Below are 18,659 nucleotides of genomic sequence, written 5' to 3'. Positions count from 1 at the left end.
AACCGTGCCCCGGACACCGCCCCGAACGGCCGTACGGGCCGGTAACCTCGGGCCCATGAGCAAGCCCCCGACCCTCACCCTGCCGCCCTCGGCCCGCGCGTACCGCCTGAGCACCGCCCGCGGCGAGTTCGCCGTGCACGAGGCCGTGCCCGGCGGGCCGGTGCGCGCCACCGCCCTGCTGGTCCCCGGCTACACCGGCAGCAAGGAGGACTTCATCGGCCTTCTCGGGCCGCTGGCCGCCGCCGGGTACCGGGTGGTCGCCGTCGACGGGCGCGGCCAGCACGAGAGCGGAGGCCCGCGCACGGAGGCCCCGTACGCGCTGGAGGAGCTGGCGCGCGATGTCCTGGCGCAGACGGCCGCACTGGGTGGAGCCGGCCCGGTGCACCTGCTCGGACACTCGCTGGGCGGGCTGGTGGTACGGGCGGCCGTGGTCCGCGATCCGGCCCCCTGGGCCAGCCTCACACTGCTGAGCAGTGGTCCGGGCGCGGTCTGCGAGGACCAGCGGGGCCGTACGAAGCTGCTGGTGTCGGCCCTGGAGGCAATGGGCGACGACATGGCCGGCATCTGGGCGGCCATGCGCGCCATGGATCCGCGCGACGCTCCCCCGGACTCCCCCGCGCTGGCGGCCTTCCTGCGCGAGCGCTGGCTGGGGACCGTCCCCGAGCAGCTGATCGTCACCGGCCGGGCGCTGATCGGCGAGCCGGACCGGATCGGTGAGCTCGCCGCCGCGGCGCCGGGGCTGGCGAAGCTGGTGCTGTCCGGGGAGTCCGACCCGGTGTGGCCGGTGTCCGCCATGGACGCCATGGCCCGCCGGCTGGGCGCGGCGCGGGTGGTGATCCCGGGGACCGAGCACTCGCCGAACGCCGAGGATCCGGCGGCCACGGCGGCGGCGCTGGCGGGGTTCTGGGCCTCCTCCGACCACTCCGATACCCGTTAGTAGTTAGACAAGGAAAAAATTTCTTTAGCGTAGGGAATGTTTGCGGCTTACACTTCGTTAACCCTGTACAAGGAGAAACACTGACGAAGGGAGAAGCCCCATGCGCTTCGAGATTCTGCGCCTGGACGACGTCGACGGATCTGCCGTGGACAGCACCGTCGTGGACGCGGCCTCCGTCAACCGGATCGTGCAGCAGGCCGCGGCCATTGGCCAGCGCATCCTGATCCGACCGGCCGAGACGGTGTCCAACTGACGAACGGCGACCGCCGCCGCGTACGACGAAGGCACGACGCCGACGCCCCCGCACCGATCCCGGTGCGGGGGCGTTCGCATGCGCGGCGGCGGGCGCTACGAGGTGTGGATCACCTGGAGCACGCCGTTGATGATCTGCTGGACGGCGATCGCGGAGAGCATCATGCCCGCCAGGCGCGTCACGAGGACGACACCGCCGTCCTTGATCACCCTGATGATGACGAGCGAGTACCGCATCACCACCCACAGCACGATGTGCATCGCGACGATCGCGCACCACACGGAGACCTGACCGGTGAGCCCGTCGGCCTTCTGTACGGCCAGGATCACCGAGACGATCGCACCGGGCCCGGCGAGCAGCGGCATCCCGAGCGGGACGAGCGCGACGTTCACGTCCTTGGTCTGCTTCGGCTCGTCGGTCTTGCCGGTGAGCAGGTCGAGCGCGATGAGCAGGAGCAGCAGGCCGCCCGCGATCATCAGGGCCGGCACGGAGACGTGCAGGTAGTCGAGGATCTGCTGGCCGCAGATGCCGAAGACGGCGATGACGCCGAAGGCGACGCAGACGGCCTGCCAGGCCATGCGGCGCTGCACCTTGGCGGGGCGGCCGGAGGTCAGGGCGAGGAAGATGGGCGTGATCCCCGGGGGGTCCATAATCACAAAAAGCGTGAGAAAGAGGGATCCGAAGACGGCGAAATCGAGCACAGTGATGCCTTGCAGGAGAGGGGTGTTACGAAAAAAGGAGTGGAGTGGGAGGCGGCGACCGCGGTCAGCCGCGCGCGCGTCCACCGGCGCCGGGGACCGGGAACGCCCCGGTGGCACGGCGCGTGATCTCGCCGTAGATCTCGGGGTCGGTCGTGTACTCCCCGAGGCGGCAGGTCTTGCGGCTGCCGTGGTAGTCGCTGGACCCGGTGGTCAGCAGACCGACATCGCCGGCCAGGCCGCGCAGGCGCGCCCGGGTGGCCTCGTCGTGGTCCATGTGGTCGACCTCGATGCCGTCCAGGCCGGCCGCCGCCAGGGCGGCTATCGCGTTCTCGGACACGCACGCGCCGCGCTTGACGGCGGCGGGGTGGGCGAAGACGGTGACCCCGCCGGCGGCCTTGACCAGGCGGATCGCGTCGAAGGGGTCGAGCTCGTGCTTCCCGGCGTACGCGCGGCCGCCGTCGGCCAGCCAGTGCGCGGTGAACGCGTCGGACACGGTCGGGACCACGCCGAGCTCGACCATCGCGGCGGCGATGTGCGGCCGCCCGACGGAGCCCTCACCGGCGATCCGGTCCACCCGCTCCCAGGTGATGTCCACTCCAAGGTCCCGCAGCTTGCCGACCATGGCCTGCGCGCGCGGGGTGCGGTCGTCGCGTACGAGCTCCCGCTCCCGGGAGAGCTCGGGCTCCTCGGGGTCGAAGAGGTACGCGAGCAGGTGCATCCCGGTGCCGTCGAGACGGCAGCTCAGCTCGGCGCCCGTGACCAGGGTCAGCCCCGCGGGCAGCGCGTCGATGGCCTCGCGGTGTCCGGCGACCGTGTCGTGGTCGGTCAGGGCGACCACGTCGAGCCCCGCGGTGGCGGCATTGCGCACCAGCTCGGCGGGGGTGTCCGTACCGTCCGAGGCCGTGGAGTGCGCGTGCAGATCGATGCGCACAGCCGAGCTCCAGGTGGTGGTGGGTATGACGGGGGACGCTCAAGGATACCCCCGGCCCGGACACCCGGGGCGCGAGCGCCACGGCTGGAGCACGGGCGCGCCGCGGCCCGCGGGGCCCGCCGGGGCCGCGCGGCGCGAGGCACGCGTCAGGAGGAGAGAATGCGGGGGCTCAGGGCGCCGCAGGGGAGGAGTTCGACCTCGGCTCCCGCGTCGCGCAGGTCCGTCAGGACCAGCTCGTCGTACATCAGCAGCCCCGACTGCTCCGGCCAGACGATCGCCCACAGCCACAGCCCGCGCGCCTCCCCGGCGAAGACGGCCCGGTCCTCCGGGACACCGGTGACATGCCAGAGCGGAGTCGGACGCCCCGCGGCGACGACCTTGGCGTGCGGAGGGGCGGCGACGTTCATGTAGGGGACCGGGTCGGGGGTGTCGAGGCCCGCGAACCGCGCGCCCAGCCCTACGCCCAGTTCCTCGGCGATCAGCAGCAGCTCACCGATGCCGCCGAGCGGGCCGGGGCCCGAGCAGGCCACGGCGGTGGCCCGGCCGCCGCTGCGGTCGTCGCCGGCCGAGGCGATCCCGGTGAAGAGCCAGCCGACGGGCAGCGGCCAGGGCATCCAGACCGGTACCTGCGCCCGGCTCACCACCACGCCCAGGCCTTCGACGCTCGGCGGGATCACGGGCTGCAGGGGATGAACGGTGCCGTGCACCGCGCACTGCCAGGAGTCGGCGAAGAGACCGGGCGCCCTGACCCGGCCACCGCACTTCGGGCAACTCGGTTCGCCCCTCATAAGAAGCCACGCTCCTCCCCGCCGCGCGCCCCGTCAAGACGCGATCACCCGTCCGGGCGGCCGGGCGGCCGGATGCTCAGTCCAGTGCGACTGCCGTACGCAGAGGGTCCCGCAGATCCGTGCCGCGCGCGAGCCAGCGTTCCTGCAGGGCGGCCGCGCCGTGCACCCGCTTCCACGCGGCCTCGTTCGCCGTCATCGGGAGGAGGGGGAAGAAGGAGACCGGGTCCATCGGGTCCTCCAGTACGAGGTCCTCCACCAGCCCGCCCGGCTCCGCCACGAGCACGGAGGTGAACGGAGCCCCGTCCCAAAGCGGTTCCCCCACGTCCAGCGAGGCCCCGGGCGCCACGATCAGCCCCTCCACCTGGGGGGCCGCGGCCAGTACCGCCAGTGGCCGCAGCAGTCTGTCGGTGGGTGCGAGCCCGCCGCGCACCGTCAGTACGAGCTCGGCGCGCGGGCCGCGCACCGGATCGGCGACCACCGCCGTCGGGTCGGTCATCGGTTGCGCGGACATGCCGAGGGTCGCGTACCGCACGAGGTCGCCCTCGGTGAAGCGGAGGACCTCGATGCGGTCGGTGCCCAGGAAGGTGACGGCGGCGCGGGCGTCGGGTTCGCCGAGCGTGGCGCGCAGCCGGGCTTCCACAAGGGCCAGGATTTCTGCCATGGACCGAGCATAGAACTCGTATCAGGCGGGTAAAGGGCGGGTCTTGACCATCCGTCGGCTGATATCGTTGACCGTTGGTCGGGGACGCTCTCAGAAGAGAAGTTTCAGTGCCCCGGCGACAGGACGTCCCCCACGGGGGACCGGCCGGAGGAGGTGGGGCTGCGGTGCATCGAAGTCGATCGTGCAGTAGTACCAATCGCTCTTCCACTTCACTGACGGGCGTCCCGCGCCCCCTTTGATCCGCACTCCCGGATCGGTCGAAGAGCGACGGCAGAACCATGTCCTCCCGTCCTCATCCTTCCGCCTGCCCGTCCGCCCGGACTGCCGACCGCGGCGACCGTGTCACCCGGAAGGACCTCCCACCCGTACGGTCCGCAGCCGTGCGCGCGAAGGAGCCTGCCATGTCGATGCTGCCCTACCTCCGTGCCGCCGTCCGTCCGGCACTGCGCCGGTCCACCCCCGTACAGCCCGGCTACGACGCCACCCGCGACCCGTCCGCCAACAGCGCGGTGGTCGACTGTGCGGTCTACCGCGACGGGCGCCGGGCCCTGCGGGCGCACGGAGCCGCGTGCCTGACGCCCCGTGAGGCGATGCGCCAGGTCCGCGAGGACGGCGGTTTCGCGTGGATCGGGCTGCACGAGCCGACCGAGGACGAATTCGCCGGGATCGCCGCCGTGTTCGGGCTGCACCCGCTCGCCGTGGAGGACGCGGTGCACGCGCACCAGCGGCCGAAGCTGGAGCGCTACGACGACACCCTCTTCACCGTCTTCAAGACGATCCACTACGTCGAGCACGCCGAACTGACCGCCACCAGCGAGGTGGTGGAGACCGGCGAGGTGATGTGCTTCACCGGACCCGACTTCGTCATCACCGTCCGGCACGGCGGCCAGGGCTCCCTCAGGGGACTGCGCCACCGCCTCCAGGACGACCCGGCTCTTCTGGCCAGGGGACCGTCCGCCGTCCTGCACTCCCTCGCCGACCACGTCGTCGACGGCTACATCGCCGTCGCCTCGGCCGTCCAGGACGACATCGACGAGGTGGAGAGCGACGTCTTCGCCGCCCCCGCCAAGGGCAGTGCGCGCGGCGGCGACGCGGGCCGCATCTACCAGCTCAAGCGCGAGGTACTGGAGTTCAAGCGGGCTGTCTCCCCGCTGCTGCGCCCCATGGAACTGCTCAGCGAGCGGCCGATGCGGCTGGTGGACCCGGACATCCAGAAGTACTTCCGCGACGTCGCCGACCACCTGGCCCGCGTCCACGAGCAGGTCGTCGGCTTCGACGAACTGCTGAACTCCATCCTCCAGGCCAACCTGGCGCAGGCGACCGTCGCCCAGAACGAGGACATGCGCAAGATCACCTCCTGGGCGGCGATCATCGCCGTGCCGACCATGATCTGCGGCGTGTACGGGATGAACTTCGAGCACATGCCGGAGCTGCACTGGCGCTACGGCTATCCGATGGTGATGGCCGCCATCACCGGCAGCTGCTTCACCATCCACCGGGCACTGCGCCGGCACGGCTGGCTGTAGGCGTCGGCCCCGCACGCCTGGTCGCGGTGGCGCACGCCCCGCTGGCTACCCTGTCCGCATGACTCTCAGCGCGCTCGAACTGGCCCTCGTCGAGGAGGCCACCAAGAAGTCCGGCCTCATCTGGGTCCGCGGCTCCGGGGCCGACCGCGGCCTGTGGCACGCCTGGGTGGACGGCGCGGCCCATGTGCTCGGCGACGGGCCCGGCGAGCAGCCGTTCCCCGGGCTCGCGGACGGGGCGGCGGCCGAGGTGACCGTGCGCAGCAAGGACAAGGGCGGCCGGCTCGTCGCGTGGACGGCGACGGTACGGGAGCTCGTGCCCGGCAGCGAGCCGTGGGAGGCCGCGGTGGCCGAGCTGAAGGGCAAGCGGCTCAACGCGCCCGACTCCGCCGAGATGACCGGGCGGTGGGCGCGGGAGTGCCGGCTGCTGCGCCTGGAGCCGGAGTCGGTCCGGGCGGGCCTCCCGGAGGGTTCGCTGGCCGCGGCTCCGCTGGACTCCCCCGCGATCACCCGGGAGCCGATCCCGGCCGGGCTGCCGAAGCTGCTGCTGAAGCGGAAGAAGGCGGCCCGCTAGGCGGCTTGCCGGACGGCCCCCCGCTCGCCGGACGGCCGGCCGGGCGGCCCAGGGGTCAGCGCTTGGGGGCCGTGCCCTGGCCGGAGCCCTTGGGCGTGGGCTGCGCGGAGCCGTCCCCCTGCTCCTTGGTGGTGGGCAGCTGGGAACCGTAGTCCACCGTCTGGTCCTGCGCGGGCGCGGTGAGCTCGACCGGCTTGCCCCATTCCGCGAGCTCCACCCGGCCGGCGCCGCCCGCGCGTTCCATCAGGAGCGGGTAGGGGGTGCCCTCCAGGGAGACCGACAGCTTGCCGCCCTTGCCGGCGTCCGCCGAGACCTGGACGGCCTTGGTGTGCCCGACCTTGGTGTAGTCCTCGCCCTTGGTGAGCTTGCCGTCGAGCCCGAGCAGTCCGTCCAGCATGACGTGCATGTCGGTGAACCCGCGCAACTGCTTGTAGGAGGGGTCGCCCTCGGGCACCTTGACGAACTTGTCGCCGAGCTTGCCGGCCGCCTCGGACTGGCCCCAGAACTTGGCGCTCGCCTTGAGGTAGAGCTGCTCGCCCACCCGCAGCAGCTGGAAGGTGGTGTCGTCCTGCGATTTCACCTCGCCGGAGCCGCCGTCCGCCCCGAGCCGCATGTCGAGGGTGAAGGACTTGCCGCCGCTGACGAGGGTGCCGGACAGGTGCACCGACTGGGCCCCGGTGACGGCCGTCCTGGCCTTGTCCTCGATCTGGTCGGCGGTGAGTTTGCCGACCCCGTTCGTGCCCTCGTCGGGGTCCGCCCCGCACCCGGTGGCGACGACGGCCAGGCTCGCGCACAGGGCGCTGAGGAAGGCGGCCCGGCGCAGCCGTGGGGCGGGGAAGTAGGCGGTCACGGGCGGGTGCCCCTCTCGTTGCGTCGGCGAGCAGCTGGCAGCGTACCCGCCCGTAGCGACGGCCCCCGCGCGGAGCCCGGGTAGGGCCCGCGAGGGTGCGCGGGCTCCGGGGACGCCCGTGCGGACGGCCCCACCAGGAGGTTGTGTGCGGCACGGGCTAACCTGAGGGACGGCAGTACCGGTGATCGACGGATGACGCAGCTCGTAGGAGGCGCTCGGATGGCGGCAGGCGCCCCACGGATCTTCGTCTCGCATCTGTCGGGTGTGCCCGTCTTCGACCCCAACGGCGACCAGGTGGGCCGTGTCCGCGACCTCGTCGCGATGCTCCGCGTGGGCGGCCGGCCGCCCCGGCTGCTCGGCCTGGTGGTCGAGGTCGTCAGCCGGCGCCGGATCTTCCTGCCCATGACCCGGGTGACGGGCGTCGAGTCCGGCCAGGTCATCACCACCGGCGTGGTCAACATGCGGCGCTTCGAGCAGCGTCCCACCGAGCGGCTGATCCTCGGCGAGCTGCTGGACCGGCGGGTGCGCCTGGTCGCGGACGACGAGGAGGTCACCGTCCTGGACGTGGCCATCCAGCAGCTGCCGGCGCGCCGCGACTGGGAGATCGACCGGATCTTCGTGCGGAAGGGCAAGTCGGGCGCGCTGCGCCGGCGCGGCGAGACCCTGACCGTCGAGTGGTCGGCGGTGACCGGGTTCTCCCTGGAGGAGCACGGGCAGGGCGCCGAGAACCTGGTCGCCACCTTCGAACAGATGCGCCCGGCCGACGTCGCGAACGTCCTGCACCACCTGACGCCCAAGCGGCGCGCCGAGGTGGCCAGCGCTCTGGACGACGACCGGCTCGCGGACGTCATGGAGGAGCTGCCCGAGGACGAGCAGGTGGAGATCCTCGGGAAACTGAAGGAGGAGCGCGCGGCCGACGTCCTGGAGGCGATGGACCCGGACGACGCGGCCGACCTGCTCTCGGAGCTGCCGGAGGACGACAAGGAGCGGCTGCTGACGCTGATGCGGCCGGACGACGCGGCCGATGTGCGTCGCCTCCTGTCGTACGAGGAGAACACCGCGGGCGGTCTGATGACCACGGAGCCGATCGTGCTGCGGCCCGACGCGACGGTCGCGGACGCGCTGGCCCGCGTACGGCAGTCGGACCTGTCTCCGGCGCTGGCGGCGCAGGTGTACGTGTGCCGGCCGCCGGACGAGACGCCGACGGGCAAGTACCTGGGCACGGTGCACTTCCAGCGCCTGCTGCGCGATCCGCCGTTCACACTGGTCAGCTCGATCGTGGACACCGGGCTGGCGCCGCTGCGGCCGGACTCCTCGCTGCCGGTGGTGACCAGCTACCTGGCCGCGTACAACATGGTGGCGGTGCCGGTCGTCGACGAGAGCGGCTCGCTGCTGGGCGCGGTCACCGTCGACGACGTACTGGACCACCTGCTGCCGGACGACTGGCGGGAGACGGACTTCCATTCGGAGGGTCCCGGCGGACCCGAGGACTCCGAGCGCGCGGAAGGGGCCCTGCGTGACCACTGAACGGGGGCGCGGCGACCAGGGCGCGCGCGAGCGGCGGCGCGAGCAGATCCGGGAGCGGCGCGAACAGGCGCGGCTGCAGGCGCGCGAGCACGGCCTGTCGGTGGAGTCGGCGGAACGTTCCTCCGACGCGCACCGCGAACGGGCGAAGAGCGGCGGCTCCGGGACCTCCGGGTCCGGGACCGGGTCGAGCGCGCTGACGCGCTCGCGCGCGCGGCTCGACCTGCCGCGCCCGGCGCGCCGGCGGCTGCTGCCCGAATACGACCCGGAGGCGTTCGGACGGCTGTCGGAGCGGGTGGCGCGGTTCCTCGGCACCGGCCGGTTCATCGTCTGGATGACCGTCGTCATCATCATCTGGGTGCTGTGGAACATCTTCGCGCCGGAGCATCTGCGGTTCGACCAGTACCCCTTCATCTTCCTGACCCTGATGCTGTCGCTCCAGGCCTCCTACGCGGCCCCGCTGATCCTGCTCGCGCAGAACCGGCAGGACGACCGGGACCGGGTCAACCTGGAACAGGACCGCAAGCAGAACGAGCGCTCGCTGGCCGACACCGAGTACCTGACGCGGGAGATCGCCGCCCTGCGCATGGGTCTGGGAGAGGTCGCCACGCGCGACTGGATCCGGTCCGAGTTCCAGGATCTGATCAAGGAGATGGACGAGCGGCGGCTATTCCCGTCCGAGAGTGACGAAGGCGACCGCTAGCGGGCTTTCCTGAGGCCCGCCACCGCGCCGTACCATCGGGGCATGGCTACCGACACAAGCTCCGCCGACGCCGCCGCCGTGCCCGAGCAGGACGCGATCCTGGACGCGCTGGCGACGGTGAACGACCCCGAGATCCACCGGCCGATCACCGAGCTGGGCATGGTCAAATCGGTGGAGATCGGCGACGGTGGCGAGGTCGCCGTCACGGTGTACCTGACGGTGTCGGGCTGCCCCATGCGCGAGACCATCACCAACCTGGTCACCGAGGCCGTCCAGGGGGTCCCCGGCGTCACCTCGGTCGCCGTCACGCTGGACGTGATGAGCGACGAGCAGCGCAAGGACCTCGCGGCGACCCTGCGCGGCGGCACCGCCGAGCGCGAGGTCCCCTTCGCCCAGCCCGGCTCCCTGACCCGCGTCTACGCGGTCGCCTCCGGCAAGGGCGGCGTCGGCAAGTCCTCGGTCACCGTCAACCTGGCGGCGGCGATGGCGGCCGACGGCCTCAAGGTAGGCGTGGTCGACGCCGACATCTACGGCCACAGCGTGCCGCGCATGCTCGGCGTGGAGGGCCGCCCCACCCAGGTCGAGAACATGATCATGCCGCCGTCGGCGCACGGCGTGAAGGTCATCTCCATCGGCATGTTCACCCCGGGCAACGCGCCCGTGGTGTGGCGCGGTCCGATGCTGCACCGGGCGCTCCAGCAGTTCCTCGCCGACGTGTTCTGGGGAGACCTGGACGTGCTGCTCCTCGACCTGCCGCCGGGTACGGGCGACATCGCGATCTCCGTGGCCCAGCTGGTGCCGAACGCCGAGATCCTCGTCGTGACCACCCCGCAGCAGGCGGCGGCCGAGGTCGCGGAGCGGGCCGGCTCGATCGCCGTGCAGACCCACCAGAAGATCGTCGGCGTCGTCGAGAACATGTCCGGGCTGCCGTGCCCGCACTGCGACGAGATGGTCGACGTGTTCGGCTCGGGCGGTGGCCAGAAGGTCGCCGACGGCCTGACGAAGACGATTGGCGCGAACGTGCCGGTACTCGGCTCGATCCCGATCGACGTACGGCTGCGCGAGGGCGGCGACGACGGCACCCCGGTCGTCCTGTCCGACCCCGACTCCCCGGCCGGCGCGGCCCTGCGCGCCATCGCCGGCAAGCTCGGCGGCCGCGCCCGCGGCCTGGCGGGCATGTCCCTGGGGATCACGCCGCGCAACAAGTTCTGAGGTAACCCCGAGGTGGGGGCGATCAAGGGCACCGCCGGTCGGCGGTGCCCTTCCCGTGTCCGGGACTACTCGTACGTACCGAGGTCCCCGATCACCGAGAACCCGATCCCGTACGCGCTCATCCCCCGCCCGTAGGCACCGAGATGGACCCCGCTCCCGGTGGACCCCGCGAGCACCCACCCGAACTCCGACTCGCGGTAGTGGAACACCGTCGGCTCCCCGTCCACGGGCAGCGACAGCGTCGACCAGTCCTCCCCCGCGAGGTCGTCGGCCAGTTCCCACGCCGCCTCGGTCTGCTGGTCGAGCCAGTCGTCGCGCAGGCTGTGGTCCATCTGCCCCGGCCAGCTGTAGGCCAGCAGCCCGGAGCCGGCCAGCCAGGCCGCCGAGGAGACCGAGGTGGCCTCCAGGACGCCGGTGCCGTCGCCGCTGCGGCGCAGCGGGTTGCTGGCGACGGTGATGACCACCGCGAAGCGTTCCTTCTCCCCGGTGGCGATCTCGCCGCGGGCGGAGGGCTCGTCCCCGTGGCCGGTGGAGCCGTGCTCCACGCTGCCGTCGGCGCCGGTGCCGACCTGCATGAGCCAGCGGGGGCCGGTGAAGGCCCCGTCCAGCCCGTACCAGGGGAAGTCGGCCCGCAGGTAGCCCTCGGCCGCCCGACGGGCCGCCGGGACGGGCGGGGTGGCCGCCTCCGCGGGCTGCGGGTGCTCCTGCGGCGCGGTCTGCGGCGCCGCGGGCGCCTCCGCGGGCTGGGTGCCTACCCGGCTACTGCTCGTGGTCTCCATCTGCGCGGCCTCTCGTTCCGTAGGGTCCGGAACGGCCCTCCCCCTCGCTTCGCTGGGGGGACCCCGTCCCTCGGTCGTCCTGGGTCCGGACTCAAGGAGGATAGCCATCCGACGGCGGATAGCCGGGCAGGCGGGCGCGCGAGTGGTATCGGGTGGCTCAGGTGGCGTCGGCGTCGTAGGGCGTGCGCTGCTCCTGCGCCGGGGCGGCGGGCTTCTTCAGCATGTCCGGTCCGGCGGCCGCGGCGGAGCCGGTGGCGGGAGCCGGGTCGGACTCCTTGCTGTTGACCGCGTCGGTGACGTCGTTGAGTTCCTTGCGGAGATCGAAGCTGCTCCGGATCTCCTTGAGGTCCTCGTTCTCGGTCAGCTGCTTGCGGATGAAGGTCTTCGGGTTGAGGTCCTCGAACTCGAAGTCCTTGAACTCCGGTCCGAGCTCGGAGCGGATGTCCTGCTTCGCGCTGTCGGAGAACGCGCGGATCTTCCGGATGACGCCCGTGACGTCCTGGATGACCTTCGGCAGTTTGTCCGGACCGAAGATGAGAATGGCGAGCACCACGATCGTGACCAGCTCGAGTGCGCCTATGTCGTTGAACACCTTGCCGCTCCTCGGCTCTCTTCACGTCAGCCCGACACACGGTACCCGGCCGGGTCCACAGGCCAATACACCAGGACCGCACGATTACGGGACCGGCCCCGGTTTCACCCGCCCGTCATGATCCGTTCGCCGATCCGAGGACCATTTCCAGAGTGCGCTCCCTGCCCTCGCGCAGCACCGTGAGGGTGAGCGCGTCGCCCGGCCGGTGGGCCCGGATCTTGATGACGAGTTCGTCGCCGCCGTGCACGCGTACCCCGTCGACCTTGGTGATCACGTCGCCCGGCCTGATCCCAGCAAGAGCTCCGGGCCCGCCCGCGGTGACCGCCGGCTTGCCGCCCTCGCCCTTCTCCCCCACGCGGGCCCCGTCGCCGGAGTACTCCATGTCCAGGGTGACACCGATGACGGGATGGGTCGCGTGGCCGGTGCGCATCAGCTCCTCGGCGACGCGCCGGCCCTGGTTCACCGGGATGGCGAACCCCAGGCCGATGCTGCCGCGCTGCTGGCCCGAGCTGTCCCCGCCGTCGCCACCGCGGATGGCGCTGTTGATGCCGATGACCTGTGCCTGGGCGTCGAGGAGCGGGCCGCCGGAGTTGCCGGGGTTGATGGGGGCGTCGGTCTGCAGGGCGTCGACGTAGCTGACGTCGCTGCCGTCGCCCTTGTCCCCGCCCGCGGTGATGGGGCGGCCGGTGGCGCTGATGATGCCGGCGGTGACGGTGTTGGAGAGGTCGAAGGGGGCTCCGATGGCCACGACCGGGTCTCCGACCTTCACGTTCTCGGAGTTGCCGAGCGCGAGGGGCCGCAGGCCCCGTACCCCGTCGACCTTGACGACGGCCAGGTCGTAGCCGGTGTCGCCGCCGACCAGCTCGGCGCCGACGCTCTCGCCGGTGCTGAAGGTGACGGTTATGGTCCGGGCCCCGTGGACCACGTGGTTGTTGGTGAGGATGTGGCCCTGTGCGTCGAGGACGAACCCGGTGCCCGTCGAACTGCTCTCCGCGCCGTTGACGTGCAGGGTGACCACTCCGGGCAGTGCGGTGGCCGCGATCCCGGCGACGCTGCCGGGGGCCCGGCCCCGGTCGGCCGCGGGGGCCGCCTGCGGGAGTTCGAGACGGGTACCGGCCCGCCGCTCGGCGAGGACTCCGGCGTAACCGCCGATGCCGCCCGCGAGGAGCGCGATCCCGATGCCGAGGGCGACGCCCTGGCGCAGCCGGACGCGGGGGGATCCCGCTCTGCCGTGGTCCACCGTCTGCAGCGGCCTCGCGCCCCACGGGTCGTACCGCGGCCGCGGCTCCGGCCGCCCGTCCGTCACGGGGCCCGCCTGCGAACCCGCTCCGGGCGCGGTGCGCGGGGCCGGTACGGCCGACTCGTACGCGCCGCCGGACGGTTCGGGGCGGCTCCACCACTTGGGTACCGGGGCGGCGGCGGGGATCGTCCCCTGCCCGGCGCCGGTGTCCGGAGCCCGGTCCGTGCCCGGGTCCGAGGAGCCCCGCGGGGCCGGTACGGCCGGCCCGGGTGCGCGCGTGGACGGCTCGGGGCGGCTCCACCACCGGGGCGGCGGGGCGGGGACCGGGTCCGGAGCCGGATCGGTCTGCTGACTGTCGGACATGGGCGCTCCCCGCCTACCTGTCTGTCTCCGCCGGCCGCCCGGGGCGGCACATCTGGCGGAGATTCAACCAGGTCGCCCGTGCCGCCCGTCCCCGCGGTCCGGCGAGGCGGTCGCGATGGCGGCGCCCCAGGGGCCCACGGGATCGGCGGCCGGGAACACGGGCGGGCCGGCTTCACCCACGACCGGGACCGCGGCCGGGACCACGCCCTACCGGTACAGGGACACCGGGCGGGCCGACGTGGCGGTCGTGGCGAGCGGCGGGGACGGGGGCACCGCGAGGGGTGCCCCCGGGTGCAGCGACGGGGCGGTGCCGGGCTTCGGCATCCGGTTCTCCCGGACCACCGCGTCGAACACCGGTACCACGGGGCCCGTCCGCGCCGCGGGGGCCTCGCCCCGGGCGTTGGGCTCGATCGCGTCCATCGGCAGCGAACCACCCAGCGCGATCGCGGCGAGCGACACCGCCCCGGCGGCCACGAACGCGAAGCGGCGCCGCTGGCGGCCCACGTCGTGTATCCGGAAGCCCTGCTGCCGCGGCGGCTCGGCGGCCGGCGCGGGGGGCGCGTAGGCGAAGGTCGAGGAGAAGGGGTCGGCCCCCGGCGGCGGACCGAAGGGGCCGGACGGGCCCGAGGAGGTGTCGGAGGCGCCTCCCGGCAGACCCTGCAGCCGTGCCAGCAGTCCCTCCGACAGCGGCGGCGGCGCGCTCTCCACGAACATGGTCTTCAGGCGCCGTTGCGCGTCGGCCTCGGCCTTGCACCTGGGGCACGTCGCCAGGTGCGCCAGCACCCGCTCGCGCGCGTCGTGGTTCAGCTCCCCGTCCACCAGGGCGGCGAGCCGGTCGCCCAGATGCTGTTCGGCGGAGGACGCCTGTTCGGCGCGCCACGGGGACGGACTGATCCCGCTCACTCGGCTCCGCCCTCTCCCCCGGCGCCGGGGGCGCCCACCGCCGCGCCGGCCAGCGCGCGCTGCTCGGCGCGCGCCTCGGGGGACCGGTGCTTGAGTGCCTTGCGCAGGTGCGAACGGCCTCGGTGGATACGGCTGCGGACGGTGCCGAGCTTCACGCCGAGCGTCGCGGCGATCTCCTCGTACGACAGGCCCTCGATGTCGCAGAGCACCACGGCCGCGCGGAATTCGGGCGCGAGGGTGTCCAGTGCCTGCTGCACGTCCGCGTCGAAGTGGGTGTCGTGCAGTACCTGCTGCGGGGACGGCTCACGGCTCGGCAGGCGCTCGGCGGCGTCGTCGGCGAGCGCGTCGAAGCGGATCCGCTGCTTGCGGCGGACCATGTCCAGGAAGAGGTTGGTGGTGATCCGGTGCAGCCAGCCCTCGAACGTGCCGGGGGTGTACGTGGACAGCGAGCGGAAGACGCGGACGAAGACTTCCTGCGTCAGGTCCTCGGCGTCGTGCTGGTTACCCGTCAGGCGGTAGGCGAGACGGTAGACCCGCGCGCTGTGGGTGCTGACGATCTCCTCCCACGTGGGAGGGGTCCACGCCTGGGAGCCCGCATCAGCGGCGAAGGTCGCGGTGGTTGCGGTGTCTGCGGTGCGGAAACGGTCAGCGATGTTGGTCACGGATTTCGGCTCACCCGCCGACCAGAAGAGGCGTCGGAGAACACCCCCACGATCCACAGGCGCAGCCGCACCTCCCCTGTCGGCTCTGGTGGTGTCCAGCGGAATCCCTACCATAGCCACCCCTCCCGTCAGCTCCGGATAAGCGTTTTTGCAGTAACTTTGCACGGGCACCGGGTCCCGCACCCCTCTTGCGTCTCTACTGCTCTCAACGCCCGGTCCCATCTGCGGGTTCCCGACTCCAGCGGATACAGTCACCGTTGCCACAACTATGGGGACAGGAGAGGGTCATTACCGGCAACCGGCAGACGAGCTGGGCGTTCGCCGACGCGTTTGTCGCCGAGGACGACGCTCTGCGATGGGCCCGCGACCGGTCCAGGGAAGCGGGCCTGCGCTCGGTCTCCCCCGGCACCGGGGCCGCGCTGCGCCTGCTCGCCGCCACCGCGGATGCCAAGGCGGTCGCCGAGATCGGCACCGGCACCGGCGTGTCCGGCATCCACCTCCTGCACGGAATGCGCCCCGACGGGGTCCTGACCACCGTGGACCCCGAGCCGGACCGGCAGGCTTTCGCCCGCCAGGCCTTCCGCGCCGCCGGCTTCGCGGGCAACCGCGCCCGTTTCATCCCGGGCCGCGCCCTCGACGTACTTCCCCGGCTCGCCGACGGCGGATACGACCTCGTCTTCTGCGACGGGGACCCGTCCGAGTCCCTCGACTACCTCGCTGAATCGTTGCGCCTGCTGCGACCCGGCGGCCTGGTGTGCTTCGAGGGAGTCTTCTCCGACGGCCGTACGGTCGATTCCGCGGCCCAGCCGGTGGAGGTCCTCCGCGTCCGCGAGCTGCTGCGCAGCGTCCGCGAGAGCCCCGCCCTGGAGGCCGCCCTGCTCCCGGTGGGCGACGGCCTGCTGTGCGCCGTACGCCGCTGAGCACCGCGGGACCGTAGCACCGCGGGACCGTAGCACCGCGGGACCGAAGAACCGCGGCCCCCTGGCGCCGCCCCGATCCTTCACGCCCCCGTCACACTCCCGGCCCGCCCGCGCGGAGCGGACACAACACTGCCCCGACCGCTGATCGCGGCCGGGGCAGTGCAGAGAATGCGGGGAAAGTACTGTCAGCGGCCCCGGGGGGTCAGCCGACTACCTTCTTCAGGGCGTCACCCAGGGCGTCCGCCTCGTCCGGAGTCAGCTCGACGACGAGCCGACCGCCGCCCTCGAGCGGTACGCGCATGACGATGCCCCGCCCCTCCTTGGTGACCTCGAGCGGGCCGTCGCCCGTCCGCGGCTTCATGGCCGCCATGCTCGTTCCCCTTCCTGAAACCAGTTCATCGTCAGCCGACGGCCCCATTCAGGTGCCTAGTGCCCGGCATCGAACACATTGCTTCCAGGCCATTATCCCGCATGTCAGGACCCGATGACCAACATCGGCTGGGAACGCTTGTGCAACGCGCTCGACCAAAACCACTCATTTCGGGGACCCGCCTGCGATACTTCGCCGCCACACCGCGTGAATCCCCTCCGGTTCGTTTGACGCACATCACATGTGCGACCACGGTCCGGTCCGCCATGCTGGCCCTTGCACCGGCCAGTACCGGCCGGTAGCCAGCCCGCGACGAAGGGGGACCCCCGACATGGCCGACAGCGTGCTCTACGAAGTGACCGACGGACTCGCGACCATCACGATCAACCGTCCCGACGCCATGAACGCCATGAACACCGAGACCAAGGTCGCCCTGCGCGACGCGGTCTCGGCCGCGGCCTGCGACCCGGCGGTACGGGCGGTCCTGCTCACCGCGGCCGGCAACCGCGCGTTCTGCGTCGGCCAGGACCTCAAGGAGCACGTGGGCAACCTGGCGGCCGACCGCGAGCACGGGTCCTCGCTCACCATGAACACCGTCGCGGAGCACTACAACCCGATCGTCCGGGCCCTGACGGAGATGCCGAAGCCGGTGGTGGCGGGCGTGAACGGCGTCGCGGCGGGTGCGGGCTTCGGCTTCGCGCTGGCGGCGGACTTCCGCGTGGTCGCGGACACCGCCTCCTTCAACACCTCGTTCGCGGGGGTCGCCCTGACCGCCGACTCGGGCGTCTCGTGGACGCTGCCGCGCCTGATCGGCGCCTCGCGCGCCTCCGACCTGCTGCTCTTCCCCCGGTCGGTGAAGGCCGCGGAAGCCCTGGAACTCGGCATCGCGAACCGCGTCGTCCCCTCCGACGAACTGGCCTCCGAGGCCCTGGCCGTGGCCCGGCGGCTGGCCGAGGGCCCCACGGTCGCGTACGCCGCGCTGAAGGAGTCGCTCGCCTACGGGGCCTCGCGGTCCCTCTCCGAGGCGCTGGACCACGAGGACACCCTCCAGGGCCGTGCGGGGGCCTCCGAGGACCATGCGATCGCCGTCGCGGCCTTCCTCGCGAAGGAGGCTCCGCGCTACCTGGGTCGCTGACCGGGTCCCCTCCGGGCCGCGGGTGCGGTGCCACGGCGCCGCCCCCCGCCCTCCCTTCCGACCGGGGCGGGGGCGTCAGGACGGATTGCGGGCCACGCATTGGGCCAGATGGTCGTTGACCAGGCCGCAGGCCTGCATCAGGGCGTAGGCCGTCGTCGGGCCGACGAAGCGGATGCCCGCCTTCTTCAGGGCCTTCGCCAGCGCCGTCGACTCCGGTGTCACCGCCGGGATCTCCGCCGTGGACCTCGGCGCGGCACGTCGCCGACCCGCAGGGGCGTGGGACCAGATCAGGGCGTCCAGCTCCCCCGGCTCCCACCCGGCCAGGGTCTTCGCGTTGGCCAGCGTCGCCTCAATCTTGGCCCGGTTGCGGATGATCCCCTCGTCGCCGAGGAGCCGCTCGGCGTCCGCCGCCCCGAACTCCGCGACCCGCGCGATCTCGAAGCCCGCGAACGCGGCCCGGAACCCCTCGCGCCTGCGCAGGATCGTCAGCCACGAGAGCCCCGACTGGAACGCCTCCAGGCACAGCCGCTCGTAGAGCGCGTCGTCCCCGTGGACCGGGCGCCCCCACTCCGTGTCGTGGTACGCGAGGTACTCCTCGGTGGCCAGCCCCCAGGGGCACCGCAGCCCGCCGTCCGGCCCGGCGACGGCTCCGCTCACTGCCCGGCGTCCTTGGCCAGGTCCACGGAGGCCCCGGCCGTCGTGGTGGGAGCCGCGGCGGCGGTGAGCTCGGCGATCCGCGCGTCCCGCTCCGCCAGCTCGGCCGCCAGGCGCTCCAGTACCTCGTCCACGTCGGCCATCCGGTACCCGCGCGGGGCGACCGGCAGGCGCAGCTCGTCGATGTCCTCCCGTACGACGGGACGGTTCTCCGGCAGCGCGTCGGACAGCCGGTCGGGCTCGGCCTCCGGCAGGACGGCCTCGGATCCCCCGCCGGCCACCGCCAGGGTGACGCCGGCGACGACCACGACCAGCGCGATGAGCAAGAACGCGAACACGATCAACTCCCCTGAGAGACTCCGGCCACCAGGTTAAGGTCGCAGG

At 72.5% G+C, this 18,659-nt stretch carries 22 protein-coding genes; 9 read left to right on the top strand and 13 right to left on the bottom strand.

Features of this window, described 5'->3' with window-relative positions:
• Positions 1-55 precede the first annotated feature (55 nt).
• Both OG389_RS24850 and OG389_RS24845 read left to right on the top strand, forming a co-directional pair.
• The gene (locus OG389_RS24850; protein WP_328300662.1) at positions 56-937 is read left to right on the top strand and encodes an alpha/beta fold hydrolase; all 882 of its coding nucleotides are present in this window, start codon (positions 56-58) and stop codon (positions 935-937) included.
• Positions 938-1,037: 100 nt separating this feature from the next.
• Positions 1,038-1,190 (top strand): hypothetical protein, encoded by a 153-nt coding sequence (locus OG389_RS24845; RefSeq protein ID WP_328300661.1) that lies wholly within the window; start codon positions 1,038-1,040, stop codon positions 1,188-1,190.
• 95 nt (positions 1,191-1,285) lie between these two features.
• Here OG389_RS24845 and OG389_RS24840 read toward each other — a convergent pair whose 3' ends face one another.
• From OG389_RS24840 to OG389_RS24825, 4 genes are all read right to left on the bottom strand, one after another.
• Positions 1,286-1,891: a MarC family protein gene (locus OG389_RS24840; RefSeq protein WP_328300660.1), complete on the bottom strand. Its 606-nt coding sequence runs from the start codon at positions 1,889-1,891 to the stop codon at positions 1,286-1,288.
• A 64-nt stretch (positions 1,892-1,955) separates the two neighbouring features.
• Positions 1,956-2,822, bottom strand: a complete 867-nt coding sequence (locus tag OG389_RS24835) for a PHP domain-containing protein (protein WP_328300659.1) — start codon at positions 2,820-2,822, stop codon at positions 1,956-1,958.
• Positions 2,823-2,968: 146 nt separating this feature from the next.
• Complete coding sequence (locus OG389_RS24830) at positions 2,969-3,610, bottom strand: DUF6758 family protein (protein WP_328300658.1); 642 nt, start codon at positions 3,608-3,610, stop codon at positions 2,969-2,971.
• A 76-nt stretch (positions 3,611-3,686) separates the two neighbouring features.
• Positions 3,687-4,271, bottom strand: coding sequence for a suppressor of fused domain protein (locus OG389_RS24825; protein WP_328300657.1), 585 nt, complete (start codon positions 4,269-4,271; stop codon positions 3,687-3,689).
• 401 nt (positions 4,272-4,672) lie between these two features.
• Between OG389_RS24825 and OG389_RS24820 the strand changes: the two genes are divergently transcribed.
• Together OG389_RS24820 and OG389_RS24815 are read left to right on the top strand one after the other, a co-directional pair.
• Positions 4,673-5,797 (top strand): magnesium and cobalt transport protein CorA, encoded by a 1,125-nt coding sequence (locus tag OG389_RS24820; protein ID WP_328300656.1) that lies wholly within the window; start codon positions 4,673-4,675, stop codon positions 5,795-5,797.
• Between the two features lie 58 nt (positions 5,798-5,855).
• Positions 5,856-6,368 carry a hypothetical protein gene (locus OG389_RS24815; protein WP_328300655.1) on the top strand — a complete coding sequence of 171 codons (513 nt, stop codon included), beginning with the start codon at positions 5,856-5,858 and terminating at the stop codon, positions 6,366-6,368.
• Between the two features lie 55 nt (positions 6,369-6,423).
• Here the strand turns inward: OG389_RS24815 and OG389_RS24810 are convergent, their stop codons facing one another.
• Positions 6,424-7,218 (bottom strand): hypothetical protein, encoded by a 795-nt coding sequence (locus tag OG389_RS24810; protein WP_328300654.1) that lies wholly within the window; start codon positions 7,216-7,218, stop codon positions 6,424-6,426.
• Positions 7,219-7,437: 219 nt separating this feature from the next.
• On the opposite strand from OG389_RS24810, the gene OG389_RS24805 reads away from it, so the two are divergent.
• From OG389_RS24805 to OG389_RS24795, 3 genes are all read left to right on the top strand, one after another.
• Positions 7,438-8,745 (top strand): magnesium transporter MgtE N-terminal domain-containing protein, encoded by a 1,308-nt coding sequence (locus OG389_RS24805; RefSeq protein WP_328300653.1) that lies wholly within the window; start codon positions 7,438-7,440, stop codon positions 8,743-8,745.
• A gap of 193 nt (positions 8,746-8,938) precedes the next feature.
• Positions 8,939-9,445: a DUF1003 domain-containing protein gene (locus OG389_RS24800; RefSeq protein ID WP_328304065.1), complete on the top strand. Its 507-nt coding sequence runs from the start codon at positions 8,939-8,941 to the stop codon at positions 9,443-9,445.
• A 42-nt stretch (positions 9,446-9,487) separates the two neighbouring features.
• The gene (locus OG389_RS24795) at positions 9,488-10,657 is read left to right on the top strand and encodes an Mrp/NBP35 family ATP-binding protein (protein ID WP_443059333.1); all 1,170 of its coding nucleotides are present in this window, start codon (positions 9,488-9,490) and stop codon (positions 10,655-10,657) included.
• Positions 10,658-10,722: 65 nt separating this feature from the next.
• Here the strand turns inward: OG389_RS24795 and OG389_RS24790 are convergent, their stop codons facing one another.
• The 5 genes from OG389_RS24790 to sigE all read right to left on the bottom strand — a co-directional run bounded on the left by OG389_RS24790 (position 10,723) and on the right by sigE (position 15,310).
• Positions 10,723-11,436 carry a hypothetical protein gene (locus OG389_RS24790; RefSeq protein WP_328300652.1) on the bottom strand — a complete coding sequence of 238 codons (714 nt, stop codon included), beginning with the start codon at positions 11,434-11,436 and terminating at the stop codon, positions 10,723-10,725.
• Positions 11,437-11,593: 157 nt separating this feature from the next.
• Positions 11,594-12,028, bottom strand: coding sequence for a sec-independent translocase (locus OG389_RS24785; protein ID WP_328300651.1), 435 nt, complete (start codon positions 12,026-12,028; stop codon positions 11,594-11,596).
• Between the two features lie 115 nt (positions 12,029-12,143).
• Positions 12,144-13,631 carry a S1C family serine protease gene (locus tag OG389_RS24780; RefSeq protein ID WP_328300650.1) on the bottom strand — a complete coding sequence of 496 codons (1,488 nt, stop codon included), beginning with the start codon at positions 13,629-13,631 and terminating at the stop codon, positions 12,144-12,146.
• Positions 13,632-13,838: 207 nt separating this feature from the next.
• Positions 13,839-14,534, bottom strand: a complete 696-nt coding sequence (locus tag OG389_RS24775) for an anti-sigma factor family protein (protein WP_328300649.1) — start codon at positions 14,532-14,534, stop codon at positions 13,839-13,841.
• Positions 14,531-15,310 carry an RNA polymerase sigma factor SigE gene (gene sigE, locus OG389_RS24770; RefSeq protein ID WP_328300648.1) on the bottom strand — a complete coding sequence of 260 codons (780 nt, stop codon included), beginning with the start codon at positions 15,308-15,310 and terminating at the stop codon, positions 14,531-14,533. The genes OG389_RS24775 and sigE overlap by 4 nt, the downstream gene beginning before the upstream one ends.
• 143 nt (positions 15,311-15,453) lie before the next feature.
• Here sigE and OG389_RS24765 point away from each other — a divergent pair, with 143 nt between their 5' ends.
• Complete coding sequence (locus OG389_RS24765) at positions 15,454-16,116, top strand: O-methyltransferase (protein ID WP_328300647.1); 663 nt, start codon at positions 15,454-15,456, stop codon at positions 16,114-16,116.
• A gap of 202 nt (positions 16,117-16,318) precedes the next feature.
• Here OG389_RS24765 and OG389_RS24760 read toward each other — a convergent pair whose 3' ends face one another.
• Positions 16,319-16,486, bottom strand: a complete 168-nt coding sequence (locus OG389_RS24760) for a DUF3117 domain-containing protein (protein ID WP_003966491.1) — start codon at positions 16,484-16,486, stop codon at positions 16,319-16,321.
• A gap of 331 nt (positions 16,487-16,817) precedes the next feature.
• On the opposite strand from OG389_RS24760, the gene OG389_RS24755 reads away from it, so the two are divergent.
• A complete protein-coding gene (locus OG389_RS24755; protein ID WP_328300646.1) occupies positions 16,818-17,621 on the top strand; it encodes an enoyl-CoA hydratase/isomerase family protein in 804 nt (267 codons plus the stop codon).
• 75 nt (positions 17,622-17,696) lie between these two features.
• On the opposite strand, the gene OG389_RS24750 is transcribed toward OG389_RS24755, so the two are convergent.
• Complete coding sequence (locus OG389_RS24750) at positions 17,697-18,278, bottom strand: DNA-3-methyladenine glycosylase I (RefSeq protein ID WP_328300645.1); 582 nt, start codon at positions 18,276-18,278, stop codon at positions 17,697-17,699.
• Positions 18,275-18,619 carry a DivIVA domain-containing protein gene (locus OG389_RS24745; RefSeq protein ID WP_328300644.1) on the bottom strand — a complete coding sequence of 115 codons (345 nt, stop codon included), beginning with the start codon at positions 18,617-18,619 and terminating at the stop codon, positions 18,275-18,277. Before OG389_RS24745 ends, OG389_RS24750 begins: the two co-directional genes overlap by 4 nt.
• Between the last annotated feature and the right edge of the window lie 40 nt (positions 18,620-18,659).

Origin of the sequence: Streptomyces sp. NBC_00435 (assembly GCF_036014235.1) — a bacterium.
Lineage (GTDB): Bacteria > Actinomycetota > Actinomycetes > Streptomycetales > Streptomycetaceae > Streptomyces.
Note: the sequence above shows the minus strand (reverse complement) of the source record. Positions and strands in the feature narration are given on the sequence as shown.